This window comes from Alloiococcus sp. CFN-8, from assembly GCF_049943125.1.
Taxonomy (GTDB): domain Bacteria; phylum Bacillota; class Clostridia; order Clostridiales; family Clostridiaceae; genus JAEXZL01.
In genome coordinates, this window is sequence record NZ_CP188040.1 from 3544390 (window position 1) to 3559061 (window position 14672).

13 protein-coding genes are annotated in these 14672 nt (G+C 33.4%); 5 read left to right on the forward strand and 8 right to left on the reverse strand.

The window, feature by feature from the left end:
- Positions 1–75 precede the first annotated feature (75 nt).
- Positions 76–336, forward strand: coding sequence for an HPr family phosphocarrier protein (locus tag ACPWSR_RS16690; RefSeq protein WP_426349356.1), 261 nt, complete (start codon positions 76–78; stop codon positions 334–336).
- A 70-nt stretch (positions 337–406) separates the two neighbouring features.
- Here ACPWSR_RS16690 and ACPWSR_RS16695 read toward each other — a convergent pair whose 3' ends face one another.
- Entirely contained in the window at positions 407–631 is a 225-nt protein-coding gene (locus ACPWSR_RS16695) for a DUF378 domain-containing protein (RefSeq protein WP_426349357.1), read from the reverse strand.
- A gap of 128 nt (positions 632–759) precedes the next feature.
- On the opposite strand from ACPWSR_RS16695, the gene purB reads away from it, so the two are divergent.
- Complete coding sequence (gene purB, locus ACPWSR_RS16700; RefSeq protein WP_426349358.1) at positions 760–2190, forward strand: adenylosuccinate lyase; 1431 nt, start codon at positions 760–762, stop codon at positions 2188–2190.
- Between the two features lie 525 nt (positions 2191–2715).
- A complete protein-coding gene (locus ACPWSR_RS16705) occupies positions 2716–3702 on the forward strand; it encodes a tyrosine recombinase XerC (RefSeq protein WP_426349359.1) in 987 nt (328 codons plus the stop codon).
- 25 nt (positions 3703–3727) lie between these two features.
- Here ACPWSR_RS16705 and ACPWSR_RS16710 read toward each other — a convergent pair whose 3' ends face one another.
- Positions 3728–3925, reverse strand: a complete 198-nt coding sequence (locus ACPWSR_RS16710) for a hypothetical protein (RefSeq protein ID WP_426349360.1) — start codon at positions 3923–3925, stop codon at positions 3728–3730.
- Positions 3926–4053: 128 nt separating this feature from the next.
- On the opposite strand from ACPWSR_RS16710, the gene lexA reads away from it, so the two are divergent.
- The gene (gene lexA, locus ACPWSR_RS16715; protein ID WP_426349361.1) at positions 4054–4662 is read left to right on the forward strand and encodes a transcriptional repressor LexA; all 609 of its coding nucleotides are present in this window, start codon (positions 4054–4056) and stop codon (positions 4660–4662) included.
- Positions 4663–4714: 52 nt separating this feature from the next.
- On the opposite strand, the gene ACPWSR_RS16720 is transcribed toward lexA, so the two are convergent.
- From ACPWSR_RS16720 to miaB, 6 genes are read right to left on the reverse strand one after another with little or no spacing between them, the layout of a single operon-like run.
- Positions 4715–5992, reverse strand: a complete 1278-nt coding sequence (locus tag ACPWSR_RS16720; protein WP_426349362.1) for an aminotransferase class I/II-fold pyridoxal phosphate-dependent enzyme — start codon at positions 5990–5992, stop codon at positions 4715–4717.
- A 55-nt stretch (positions 5993–6047) separates the two neighbouring features.
- Entirely contained in the window at positions 6048–6296 is a 249-nt protein-coding gene (gene hfq / locus ACPWSR_RS16725) for an RNA chaperone Hfq (RefSeq protein WP_426349363.1), read from the reverse strand.
- 45 nt (positions 6297–6341) lie between these two features.
- Positions 6342–7271, reverse strand: coding sequence for a tRNA (adenosine(37)-N6)-dimethylallyltransferase MiaA (gene miaA, locus ACPWSR_RS16730; protein ID WP_426349364.1), 930 nt, complete (start codon positions 7269–7271; stop codon positions 6342–6344).
- Positions 7272–7304: 33 nt separating this feature from the next.
- The gene (gene mutL, locus ACPWSR_RS16735; protein WP_426349365.1) at positions 7305–9224 is read right to left on the reverse strand and encodes a DNA mismatch repair endonuclease MutL; all 1920 of its coding nucleotides are present in this window, start codon (positions 9222–9224) and stop codon (positions 7305–7307) included.
- An 11-nt stretch (positions 9225–9235) separates the two neighbouring features.
- On the reverse strand, positions 9236–11833 hold the full coding sequence (mutS, locus tag ACPWSR_RS16740) for a DNA mismatch repair protein MutS (RefSeq protein ID WP_426349366.1): 2598 nt from the start codon (positions 11831–11833) through the stop codon (positions 9236–9238).
- Positions 11834–11884: 51 nt separating this feature from the next.
- A complete protein-coding gene (miaB, locus tag ACPWSR_RS16745) occupies positions 11885–13216 on the reverse strand; it encodes a tRNA (N6-isopentenyl adenosine(37)-C2)-methylthiotransferase MiaB (RefSeq protein ID WP_426349367.1) in 1332 nt (443 codons plus the stop codon).
- A 232-nt stretch (positions 13217–13448) separates the two neighbouring features.
- Here miaB and ACPWSR_RS16750 point away from each other — a divergent pair, with 232 nt between their 5' ends.
- A complete protein-coding gene (locus ACPWSR_RS16750) occupies positions 13449–14672 on the forward strand; it encodes a PLP-dependent aminotransferase family protein (protein ID WP_426349368.1) in 1224 nt (407 codons plus the stop codon).

Below are 14672 nucleotides of genomic sequence, written 5' to 3' on the forward strand. Positions count from 1 at the left end.
ATAATGTTATAATAAAATAAGTTATAATTTTATTCTAACTTTAAACAAAATAATTTACGCAGAGAGGTGTTTATTGTGGTATCTAAAGACGTAGTAGTTAATAACTCAACAGGACTACATGCAAGACCAGCAACATTATTAGTAAAGAAAGCTTCATCCTTTAAATCTGATGTTAGCATTGAATTTAACGGAAAGAAAGCTAACGTAAAAAGTTTAATAGGTGTATTGTCTTTAGGCGTAACAAAGGATTCAAAAATTACTGTTATGGCATCTGGAGATGATGAAACTTTAGCTGTAGAAGAGATAGTTAAATTAATAGATTCCTTAGAAGAATAAAAAACAAGAGGTCACTAATGTGATCTCTTATTTTTTATTTGGAACTAGCATATATCTATGTTCCGGTATACTACCTTTTAAATTTAGGTGCTATTAGCTTATTAGAAAATAACACAAAAATTATGTTTATGGCAGCAGCTCCAATTAATATATATACTATCCTGCTTATTAAAGGAATACTACCGAAGATTGCCTGAACCAAATCAAAGTTAGCAAGACCCACTAATCCCCAGTTAAGTGCACCTATAAGCACTAATAGGAACGATACCTTATCTATCACGCTTAGCTTGAACATACTTAATCCTCCACTCGTAATATAACTTAATAAATTATATTAATAAAATACGAAAATAGAACTAGAGAGATATAAAAAATATGTTATAATACATTTGTTATTAAGTAAATTACAGGAGGAAGCATGACATGAGGGATTCATACAATACACCTTTAAATTCAAGATACTCTTCTAAAGAAATGAGTTATTTGTTCTCCGACGATAAAAAGTTCACTACATGGAGAAAGTTATGGACTGCACTAGCAGAAGCAGAACAAGAGTTAGGTCTCAACATAAGCGATGAGCAAATTAGTGAATTAAGAAATAATATACATAATATTAATTATGAAGATGCAGAAAAGAAAGAAAAAGAAATCAGACATGATGTCATGAGCCATGTTTATGCATACGGCTTACAATGCCCAAAAGCCAAAAAAATAATTCACCTCGGAGCAACTAGCTGCTTTGTAGGGGATAATACAGATATAATCATCATGAAGGAAGCGCTTCTTCTTATCAAAAAGAAACTCATTAGTGTTATATATCAACTATCCACCTTCGCAGAAAAATATAAAAACCTCCCAACTTTAGGTTATACTCACTACCAACCTGCACAGCTGACAACAGTAGGCAAGAGAGTTACCTTATGGATTCAAGATTTAATAATTGACTTAGAAAACTTAGATTTTGTTATTGAAAAACTTAAGCTCAGAGGAGTAAAAGGGACTACAGGTACACAGGCAAGCTTCATGAATCTTTTTAACAACGACGAGGATAAGGTAAGGGCGCTGGATCAGAAAGTGGCTCGTAAGATGGGATTTGAAAGTTCATATTATGTTACAGGTCAAACCTATCCAAGAAAAATCGATTCAATAATATTAAATACACTTTCAGAAATTGCACAATCAGCTTACAAGTTCAGCAATGATATTAGACTTCTTCAAAGCATGAAAGAAATAGAAGAACCATTTGAAAAGAACCAGGTTGGTTCCTCTGCCATGGCTTATAAGCGCAATCCAATGAGATCCGAAAGAATCAGCGCTTTAGCTAGATACATAGTAGTAAACTCCTTAAATCCGGCCATAACAGCTTCAACTCAGTGGTTCGAAAGAACACTAGATGATTCAGCTAATAAAAGAATTTCAGTTAGCGAAGCCTTCTTAGCTTTAGATGGAGTTTTAAACCTATATATAAATATTTCAAGCAACATGGTTGTATATGATAAAGTCATAGCTTCCCACGTTCAAAATGAACTTCCATTTATGGCTACAGAAAATATAATAATGGAAGGAGTTAAAGCAGGAGGGGATAGACAGGAACTTCACGAGGCTATAAGAGTTCATTCCATGGCAGCGGCTAATGAAGTTAAAGTCTACGGTAGAAATAATGATTTATTAGATAGAATCGTTAAAGATACAATATTTAATATAGATAAAGCCACGCTGGATAAAATAATGGATCCTGTCAATTTTATAGGAAGAGCTCCAAGCCAGGTAGATGATTTTTTAAGAGATTGTGTTTATCCAATTATAGAGGAAAATAAATCTCTTATAAATACTGAAGTAAATATAAATGTTTAATTATAAAAAAGTATAGCTCGTCTATACTTTTTTTATTTGTGTGAAAAGAAAGTATAAGAATCAATGTTATCCACAGGAAAATTGTGGAAAACATTGGTTTTTGTTCTATTTTACGAATTTTAAAATTAATCACAAAACAACACACATTATTAAGATAGATGTATTTAATAAATATACAATAACTATGTATAGCACAATTCATAGGTTTATTTCACCAGATTACATAATAATCTACAAAGATAATATAAGCTATAATAAAATGTCATATTTAGAATTTTAAAATTGTTTAAAGCTTATAAATGGACTTTTGAGAAATTTTCAAATCCTAAATTCGATATTTTTGATTTTGCTGTAGAATTATATATAAAATAAAAGGGGAAAGAAGGAAAAATAGCCTGAAAAGATGCTTAAAAAACGTCGCTAAATATACATTTCACGACGTAAGACTTTAAAATCCATTTACTTATGGTTAAATTTAGACTATTATATATACATAGACTACTTTCAGCTATTTGGAGGTTTAAAATGAAGTTCGTAATAGAAAATTTTGAACAAAATAATTGTCCTGATGCAATGAACGAATTTTTAAATTACCTTACAACCATCAGAGGCAAATCACCTAATACAGTTAACGCTTATAGAACAGATTTAACTTTATTCTTTAAATTTTTAATGCTTTATAAAGGAAAAGTTCCAAATAATACTGACTTTGATGAGATATCTATAAAAGAAATCGATAAATTCTTTTTGCGCGGAATTACATTATCGGATCTATATGCATTTATTGCTTTTGTAGAAAAATACAGGCATAACGGTAGCTATGCAAAAGCCAGAAAAGTTGCTACTTTAAAATCCTTTTTTAAATATCTCCTTGGCAAAGCCAGAATTATTGACGAAAACCCAGCCTTAGAGTTAGAATCACCAAAAATTAACAAAAGAAACCCCATATACTTAACTTTAGATGAAAGCAGAAAGCTTTTGCTTAATATGGACGAGACATCAAAGAATTATTATAGAGATTACTGCATCATTACCCTTTTCCTAAACTGCGGAATGAGATTATCAGAGCTTTGTAGTATTAATATCAACGAAATCAAAGGAGATACCTTAAGTATTATAGGTAAAGGCAATAAAGAAAGAACAATTTATTTAAATACAGCATGCTTAAGAGCCATCGAGGATTATTTAAGAGTTCGTGATGGATCAAAGCTTCCACCGGAGGATAAAAATGCCCTTTTTGTCAGTGCTAAAAATCAAAGGATAAATAAACGCACCGTTGAGCGACTGGTAAAAAAGTACACTAATAACGCCGGCCTTGAATATAATAAATATACACCACATAAATTAAGACATACCGCTGCAACATTAATGTACAAGCATGGCAGCGTAGACATAAGAAATCTCCAGAAGCTTCTAGGACACGAATCGATAGCTACCACTCAAATTTACACTCATGTAGATGATGAAAAGCTTAGAGAAGCTGTAAATTCAAATCCCTTAAAGGATTTATAAAAGCGACTATCAATGATAGTCGCTTTTATTTATCTTCATCCTTCTTTTTCAATCTGTATAGTCCAGGATATTCTTCTATTAAATACTTTTTTGAGTCTTCTTCATCCTCCATTAATTCGCTGAGTCCTGGAATGTCTTCAATAAATTCAAATGGTGTTTCTTCATCATTTTCTTCTAGAATCTTTTTGATTTCTTCTTCATAGTTACGAGAATCTTTATTCAAGCTTCTCCCCTCCTCTTTTTTTACTATAATATATAACAGATAGGCTTTAAACAAAGTATACGAGAACATAAGTTTGATTATTTATGGTTCTTATGATATAATAACACTAATAGCGAGGTGAAGCAATGATGTCAGAAATAAAAACAGATAAACAAAAAGAGGTTTATGAGTTTTTAAAGGAATATACCGAAGCAAAGGGTTATCCCCCTTCTGTTAGAGAAATCTGTGAAGCTGTAGAACTTAAATCCACTTCTACGGTACACGGTCATTTAAAGAGATTAGAAAAAAAAGGCTTAATAAAAAGAGACCCTACTAAACCAAGAGCTTTAGAAATCGCAGAATTTGCAACAATAAAAAGAGAATTAGTTGATATTCCTGTAATAGGAACCATTACAGCTGGGTCCCCTGTCCTTGCTACAGAAAATATCGAAGATTACTTTTCTTTACCTATGAATTATGTAAAGCACGATAGCGACCTTTTTATCCTAAAAGTTGACGGATATTCTATGGAGGAAGCAGGAATTCTAGATGGAGACTTTGCCATTATAGAAAAGGCCAGCACAGCTCTTAACGGCGAAATAGTTGTAGCTCTTATTGAAAATGAGGCTACCATTAAAACCTTCTATAAAGAAAAAGACCATATAAGGCTTCAACCACAAAACAAGAATATGGATCCAATCATAGTTGAAAACTGCAGCATACTAGGAAAATTGGTAGGAATATATAGAAAATATTAAAACGAACGGTGTCCCGTTCGTTTTTTATTTTTAAATGTTATAAAACCTAATACTACATTAAGGATAATGCTATCAATAAACCTATTTTCACATGTTCAAAGGTAAGCCCACCCTGGAGATAAGCTATATAAGGTTCTCTAATAGGTGCATCGCAGGATAGTTCTATTGACGCTCCTTGAATAAAGGCTCCAGCAGCCATTATTACTTGATCTTGATAACCAGGCATATCCCATGGTTCACACTCAACGAAGGAATCAACCGGCGACCCCTTTTGTATACCCTTACAGAAATTGATTAATTTACCCTTATCATTAAACTTAACACTCTGGATTATATCACTTCTTTTATCCTTATAGCTTGGAAGCACCTCAAAACCAAGGAGCTCCATTACTCTGGCACATAATACAGCTCCCTTAACAGCTTCCATAGTAACGCTTGGAGCTAAAAATAACCCCTGATAGAATTGTCTCATTACTCCAAAGGTTGAACCGCACTCCCCTCCTATCCCAGGAACCGTTAACCTATAAGCAGCTTGCTCTACTAATTTACTCTTCCCTGCTACATATCCACCAGTAGGAGCAATACCTCCTCCTATATTCTTAATCAAGGAACCTGCTATAATATCTACCCCTACATCTGTAGGTTCTTTTATCTCAACAAATTCTCCGTAGCAGTTATCAACAAAAGTTATGACATCACTTCTTATTTCCTTAACAAATTCATTTAATACCCTTATATCTTCAATAGTTAAAGCCCTTCTCCATCCATAACCTGTGGATCTTTGTATATGTACAAGCTTAATAGTCTTATCACTTATCAAAGCTTCTTTTATAGCTGTATAATCAATCTTTCCATCAGGAAGAAGATCTATTTGCTTATAAAGTACACCATAATCCTTTAGTGACCCTATGTCTTCCTTATCTGTAATTCCAATAACATTATCCAATGTATCATAAGGCTTTCCACAAACTGATAACATAGTATCCTTAGGCCTTAAGCATCCAAAGAGCGCTGCTGTGATTGCATGAGTCCCATTTACAAAATGAGGTCTAACAAGAGCCGCTTCCGTATTAAATACTTTTGCATAAACCTTATCTAAGGTATCTCTCCCTATATCCCCATAGCCATACCCTGTTGAGTAGGTAAAATGACTTTCGCTTATTCTCTCCTCCTGAAAAGCAGCTATAACCTTAAGCTGATTATATTCCTTAATAGCATCAAGATCCTTTAATACTGCTTTTACATCTTCTGAGGCCTTTTCAACAATATCAAAAATTTCATCATTTATATTATATCTTTTCTTAAAAATTTCTTTTGTTTCTTTTAACATGGAAACCTCCTAGGACAATAATTTAGGCAAATCATAGGATTTGCCTAAATTAATTTTATTCATTATCTTCTTCACTGGCAAAATTGCTAAATAAAATCGGCTTTACTGGAGTGATGGTTGATACTGCATGCTTATAAATCAGCATTTGTTTTCCATCGCTATCTAAAACAACTGTAAAGCTATCGAAACCTTTTACTGTTCCTCTTAACTGGAAACCATTTGTTAAGTATATTGTTAAGGGTATTCTATTCTTTCTGGCATTATTTAAAAATATATCCTGCAGATTATTGGCTGTTTTATTCATTTCAGACCTCCGATATCTAAATATAATTTTAACTATATTATACAACTATAAAATCTTAATGTCATCTAAAATCTTAGCTACGATTTCCTCATCACAGCTGTAGTTGTCCTTGTCTATAAACACTGCTCTAGGATCCTTCCTGAACCAAGTGAGCTGTCGTTTAGCATAATTCCTGCTACCTTTTTTTATATCCTCTACAGCCTCTTCATAACTTATCTCTCCTTGAAGATAGCTTATTATTTCCTTATATCCAATCCCCTTCATGGATTGCATATCCTTTGTGCATCCATAATCCATTAACCATTTAACCTCTTCTACAAGACCCTCTTTAAGCATAATATCAACTCTTTTATTAATTCTGCTATAAAGCTTCTCTCTATCCATATTTAAAATATAATAATAAAGATCAAAATCACAGGAATACATATTATCATCTTTAAAATCACTAAAGGGTCTTCCAGTTATATGATAAACCTCTAAAGCTCTAATTACTCTTTTTAAATTATTGGGGTGTATTAACTTATAGCTTTCAGGGTCAATGTCCTTTAGCATAAAGTGAACATATTCATTGCCTTTATCTCTAGCAATTCTTTCTATCCCCTCTCTATATTGATCATCCTTGGAGCTTTCCGTAAAAGACATATTGCAAACGAGAGAATTTATATACAAACCAGTTCCTCCAGCTACTACCGGTATTTTACCTACACCATGAAGATTATTGATAATTTTATGAGCTTCAGCTTTATAGTCCGATACACTGAATTCTTCTTTAGGATCAATTATGTCAATAAGATGATGTTTAACCGAGCTTTGCTCCTCCTTAGAAACCTTGGCAGAACCTATATCCATATATTTATATATTTGCATTGAATCTGATGATATAATTTCTGTATTCAATTTTTTTGCAATTTCTATAGAAATATCTGTTTTACCTACAGCTGTCGGTCCTGCAATTATTACTAGTTTTTTATTCATATACACACTCCAGTTTACATAATTAATATCTTGTTACTGTATTCTTTTGAATAACTTTTCCATCTCATATAATGATAGCTTCAATATGGTAGGTCTACCATGTGGACAATGAAAGGGTTCATCTAAACGAGCCAAATCCTTAAGAAGCTCTTTCATTTCCTCTACAGTTAATTCTTCCTGAGCTTTCACCGCTGACCTGCATGCCATTCTAGCTATAGCATCATATTTATACTCCTCTGTTTTACCACTGCCCATATTCTTAAGATTATCTAAAATACTTAAAAATATATCTTTACACTTCGATCTTCCAATAACATAAGGTGCTTCCTTTATAACCACTGTATCGCTACCAAATTCCTCTACAAGAAAGCCAGCGTCTCTAAACACCTGACTATTCTCTTTGTAATACGAGTAATCATCTATATCAAGCTCTATAACTATAGGAACTAGCATGGTTTGAACTACAACCCTATGACCTCTAATTTCCTTGATATATTTTTCGAACATCACTTTTTCATGAGCAGCATGCTGATCAATCAAAAATAGAATTTTATTATGCTCCCCTAGTATATAGGTTTTATCAAATTGTCCTATAATACGTATGCTACTGAAATCAAGATTTCCACTCTTTCTATTATCAATACTTGATGTTTTTCTCTCCACCTCTTCTGAGTGTTCATTTTTTTTGATTATTACTTCATGCACTGTCTCAGGGGATTTTAAATCTACAGGTATATCCACATATATATGCTTATCTGGTAGTGATTCATTTTTATTTACCTCTACCTGTTCTATTGAACGCTCTATTGAACGCTCTCTTGAATTCTCTGTGGAGAAATACTCATTATCATTCTTTTCTTTAATCTCCCTTGATATCTGAATATCTTCATAATTAAACCTCACCGGTTCAACCTTTTCCCCTAAATCCAAGGTTAGCTCCTCCGGCAGTATAAAACTCTCTTTAATTGAGTTTTTAATCGCTTGGTGAACAGTATCAAATACGATTTTAAATAAAACCCTCTCATCCTTAAACTTAATTTCAGCTTTTGTTGGATGAACATTTACATCAATCAGCTCAGGATATATGTCTATAAATACTACAAAGAAAGGAAATTTATTAATAGTAGCAAAGGATTTGAAAGCATTTTCCACTGCTGCTGTAATTAACTTGCTCTTTATATATCTCTTATTTACATAAATAGATTGATTATTTCTAGAACCTCTGCTGATCTCAGAGTTTCCCACATAGCCATACACTGAAAGCTCATCACCATGGCTTTCAAAGGCTATGAGGTTCTCCTGAATCTTTTTTCCGTATATGTTTCTTATTACATCCATAGTATTGCCACTACCAAAGGTGGAAAACTGCTTTTTATTATTATTTATATAAGTAAATGCTATGTCAGGATTAGCCAATGCAATTCTATTAATAATATCTCCTATCAATGCACTTTCCCTAGAGGTGCTTTTCAAAAACTTCTTTCTAGCAGGAACATTGTAGAATATATCTCTTACTTCTATTATAGTGCCTTTATTCATGGGATAATCTACTAGACTATCCTTTATACCCCCCTGATATTCTATAGCCTTTCCCCCTACATCCTCTTCTGTCTTAGAGTATAGTTTAACCTTAGCAATAGAGGCTATACTCGCTAAGGCTTCACCTCTAAAGCCTAAGGTTCCTATCTTAAATAAGTCTTCTATATCCTGAATTTTACTTGTAGCATGAGGAAGGAAGGCTTTTTCAATATCCTCAGGATGAATTCCGACACCATCATCGGTAATTCTTATTAAGGTCTCTCCACCCTCTTCTATTTCTATATTAATATGGAGAGCCCCAGCATCAATGCTATTTTCAACTAACTCCTTGACCACAGAGGCAGGTCTTTCTACAACCTCTCCTGCAGCAATTTTATTAGAAATAACCTCATCTAAAAGGTTAATTCTTTTCATATTTCCACCCCCTAAATTATAGACTTGGAATCTTGAACTAATTTGTGCAATACATTTAAAGCTTCCATGGGTGTCATATTTAATGTGTCTAATCCTTTTAATGAATTAATTATTATATCTTTTTCATAATCTAAAATGCCAAGCTGCACTCCTAAATTCTTTTCTTTTACATAATGGTTATTACTATTATCCTCTTCAATAGTGATTGAGTCCCCTTCAAGTTTTTTTAATATATCCTTAGCCCTTGATATCACTTCTTCTGGAAGACCAGCGAGCTTTGCTACTTCAATACCATAGGACTGATCAGCTCCTCCTGGTATTATTTTTCTTAGAAATACTATAGTGTTATTTACCTCTTTCACTGCTACAGAATAATTCTTTATTCCTTTAATCTTATCCTCTAATCTTGTAAGCTCATGATAATGGGTAGCAAATAGAGTTTTACACCCAATACTACTGTTTCCTGCAAGGTATTCAATCACAGACCAGGCTATACTTAAGCCATCATAGGTACTCGTTCCTCTACCAACCTCATCTAATATTACTAAACTATTTTTGGTTGCATACTGTAAAATATTCGAAACCTCAGCCATCTCCACCATAAAGGTACTCTTTCCACCGGCTAAATCATCTGAAGCACCTATTCTAGTAAATATCTTATCATTTATAGATAAACTAGCTTCCGTTGCAGGAACAAAGCTTCCTATTTGACCCATAATGGCTATGAGTGCTACCTGCCTCATATATGTTGACTTACCAGCCATATTAGGTCCAGTAATAATTAATAATTGATCATCCTTACTATCTAATTTGCAATCATTGCTAACAAAATTGCCCTTTGGAAGCATCCTTTCTACTACCGGGTGTCTGCCCTCTTTTATTATTATAGTATTAGTATTGTTTATAGTAGGCTTTATGTAATTATTCTCTCTAGCTACTATCGCTAAAGATAGTAAGCTATCAATCTGGGATACTATAGCTGCAGCCTTTTTAATTTTAGTTATTTCTTTTTCTACTTCTTCTCTTACCTTAACAAACTCCTCGTATTCCAGTTGAACAAGCTTTTCCTCTGCACCTAATATTTTATTTTCCATCTCTTTAAGCTCTTCTGTTATGAATCTCTCAGCATTTGCTAGAGTTTGCTTTCTAATATACCTACCCTCTGGTATTGATGAATAATTAGCTTTACTAATTTCTATGTAATACCCAAATACTTTGTTGTATCCTACCTTAAGAGATTTTATACCTGTTTCTACCCTCTCGGAAGCTTCCAAATTTGCAATCCACTTCTTTCCATTGAGCTTAGCTTCTCTCAGTTCATCAATATAGCTATTGTAGCCCTCTTTAATCAAATTACCTTCTTTTAATACTATAGAAGGATCTTCTTTAATAGAAGAATCTATTAGTGTCACTATGTGATTAAGCTCCTCTAGGTTTTTATTTAGCTCCTTAAACTGTTTTGAAGGCAAGGAAGAAATTAATTCCTTTATAGTAGGAATATTCATTAATGAGTTTTTAAGAGCAAGAAGTTCTCTAGCATTAACATTTTTTGAAGCTATCTTTCCAGAAATTCTTTCAATATCGTAAATATTCTTAAGAGCTTCTTTTAAATCCTCACATAGAGTTAAATTACTCCATAAGTCATCAACACCATTTAATCTTTTCTCAATAGCCTTTTTATTTAGTAGAGGCTCTTCCACCCATTTTCTAAGGGTTCTTCCTCCCATAGAAGTTGTAGTTTTATCTAATACCCATAAAAGAGATCCTTTTTTAGTCTTCTCTCTAAGGCTTTCTGTAAGCTCTAAATTCCTTCTAGAATTTATGTCAATAGACATGTACTCTTCCACATAATATCTCTCTGCATCGTTTATATTAGATAAGGATGTTTTTTGAGTCTCTAGTATATATTTAAGCAGTGAACCTATTGAATGCCTGCAGAAGGTTTCTGTGAAATTATCACTATTGAATTGATTTTCAATAGCAGAATCAATCCCATCTAAGAAAAAACTTTCAGCTTTTTTATTTATATACACACCATAACCATCTAGGTTATTTTTTAATTTCTCATAGAGGCTCTCAGTGATTAAGAGTTCCGTAGGCATGATTTTATATATCTCATCAATAACCTTTTCTCTAGAGTACTCAAACTCCGTTGTATATAATTCTCCTGTGGTAATATCCACATAGCTAATTGTTGCCTTAGCATCTCCTTCATTACTGAAAATACTCATGATGAAATTATTCTTATCATCCTGTAAATAACCATCCTCATTATAGGTACCAGGAGTAATAACCCTAATAACATCTCGTTTTACAATACCTTTAGATAAGGCTGGATCCTCTACCTGCTCGCATATGGCTACTTTATAGCCTTTATTGATAAGTCTGCTAATATAATTATTAGAGGCATGATAAGGAATACCGCACATAGGAGCTCTTTCAGGAAGTCCACAGTCTCTACCCGTTAATACAAGCTCCAGCTCCTTAGAGGCTTTTTCAGCATCCTCGAAAAACATTTCATAAAAGTCCCCAAGCCTATAGAATAATATACAATCTTTGTATTGTTCTTTTATATTGAAGTACTGCTGCATCATTGGTGTTAACGCCACAAATACACCCCCTATAATAATATAAAAGCTCTTTAAAAAGAGCTTTTGTTTTTATATTTCTTCGCCCATAAGAGAGAAGGATTGCGCTTTAGTTATTTTTACCATCCTAAGGCTTCCAATTCCCTTACTGTCTCCTATGAAATTAACTAGCTTTCCAGTTCTTGTTCTTCCAGTAAGCTTTGAGGAATCATTTTTACTTTCACCCTCTACAAGTACTTCTACAATCTTACCTTCATATTCCTTATTCTTCTTTGCAGCTATGTTATTTACAAGCTCTATCAGCTTATTAAATCTTTCGTGCTTAACACTATCTTCTATTTGGTCTTCCATCCTATCAGCAGGAGTATATTTTCTGCGAGAGTAGATAAAAGTAAAGGCTGAATCATACTCAACTTTTTCCACTAGTGATAGGGTATCCTGGAAGTCTTCCTCAGTCTCTCCAGGGAAACCAACGATTATATCTGTTGTAAGAGAAACCCCTGGTATCTCTCTTTTGATTTTTTCAACGAGTTCTAAATAAGCTTCTCTAGTATAGCTTCTATTCATCTTTTTAAGTATTCTAGTGGAACCACTTTGTACCGGAAGATGAATTTGTTCGCAAAGCTTGCTGCCTTCTTTAATAGCCTGTATAACGTCGTCTGATAAATCCTTAGGATGAGAAGTCATAAATCTTACTCTATCAAGCCCTGGAATCCTGTCGATTCTTTTTAATAAATCCGCAAAGGTAATTTGTGGCTCTAAGCCCTTACCATATGAATTTACATTTTGCCCTAAGAGGGTTATTTCCTTATATCCTTGTTCTACAAGATCCTTAATCTCTTTTTCTATTTCTTCTGGTCTTCTGCTTCTTTCTCTACCTCTTACATAAGGTACTACACAGTAAGTACAGAAATTATTACAGCCATACATGATTGTAACAAAGGCTTTATAATCACTTTGTCTCTCTATAGGTACACCTTCTACAATTTCCGTTTCTTTATCTACTATCTCTTTTACTCTTACACTGTCCTGCTTAACCCTAGATAAATATTCTGGGAATTTATAAGCATTGTGAGTCCCAAACACTATATCAACGTGAGGGAACTTTTTCATGATTTCATCAGCAACCCCTTTTTGCTGCATCATACACCCACAAATAGCTATAATTAAATCAGGATTGGCTTCCTTAAGCTTTTTTAAAGCTCCTACATTCCCATAAACCTTTAATTCTGCATTTTCTCTAACACAGCAGGTATTAAAGATTATTACAGATGCTTCCTCCCTTTTAAGGGTACCAGTATAACCCATTTTTTTCAACATTCCTGCAAGCTTTTCTGAATCCTCTTCATTCATCTGGCAGCCCCAGGTTTCTATATAATATCTAGGCATTTGTCCTTTGATCATTAGTTTACCCCTCTTTTTAGTTATTTCTATCCTAGTTTATTATATATAATTTAATAAATTTTTTAAAGTAATTTTTTGAGGTTAATATTAATACCTATTATAAATTTCAATGAAACAAATTTATAGTTATATTTTTACTAATTATTAATTTATTAGAAATTAATGCAATTGTTTTCATGGTAAAATGTAGTGGTATAATTATCTAGCTAGTTTGATTAAGGGGAGGATTTATGTGAAATTGAAATTAGCCGAGAGAATGGAAAATATAAAAGCCTCGGAAATTAGAGAGCTTTTAAAGCTGACTGAGGATCCAAGCATCATCTCCTTCGCTGGAGGTCTTCCATCTCCAGAATTATTTCCCATAGAGGAGATTAGTAAAATAGCATCTGAAACTGTATTAACTGAAGGAAAAGCAGCTCTGCAATACAGTACTACTGAAGGCTACCATCTTTTAAGAGAAAAAATAGCGAAGGAAAGGATTAAGGGAGGTTTTCTCAAACCAGAAGCATCAAAAATTCTTATTACTAACGGTTCACAACAGGCACTAGACTTCACTGGAAAGCTATTTATAAGCCCTGGAGATATAATTTTTTGCGAAAGTCCAACCTATCTAGGGGCAATAAATGCCTTCAATGCATATAATCCCCGTTTTATAGAATTACCTATGGATGACGAAGGAATAATTATAGAAGAATTTATTGCTGCCATAAAGAAATACCCCAATGCCAAATTCTTATACACTATACCTGATTATCAAAATCCTTCAGGAATTACGCTCTCCATAGAAAGAAGAAAAGAAATTGCTAGGCTTTCAGAATTCTATGAGCTTCCTATTATAGAGGATAGTCCATACAGTGAACTAACCTTTGAAGGAGATATGCTTCCATCAATCAAAAGCTTCGATGAGGGTGGCTATGTTATTCAGCTAGGCTCTTTCTCTAAAACCTTCTGCCCAGGCTTTAGAATAGGCTGGATATTTGCTGAGGATGATATTCTTCAAAAGTATATTTTGATCAAACAAGGCGCAGACCTCCAGAGCGGTACTCTTGATCAGCGTATCATTGCAAATTATTTAAAGGATTATTCCTTGGAGAAGCATATATTAAAGCTTAGAGAGACCTACAGAATAAGAAGAGACGTGATGCTGGATACCATGGATACTTACTTCCCAAAGACTGTTAAATACACTCATTCCAAGGGTGGCTTATTTACATGGGTTGAACTCCCTTCACATATTGATACAAAGGTATTATTAGAAGAAGCTCTACAATATAAAGTTGCCTTTGTACCTGGTTCGTCGTTTTTTCCCACGGAAAAAAAGAATAACTTTATGAGACTCAATTATTCAAGTATGAGCGAGGAGAAAATTAGGGATGGAATTATAAGGCTATCACAAATAATCTCAAAATACTGCGAAGCCGCACATACACAAGAAAAAAAATTAATTAAAGTATAA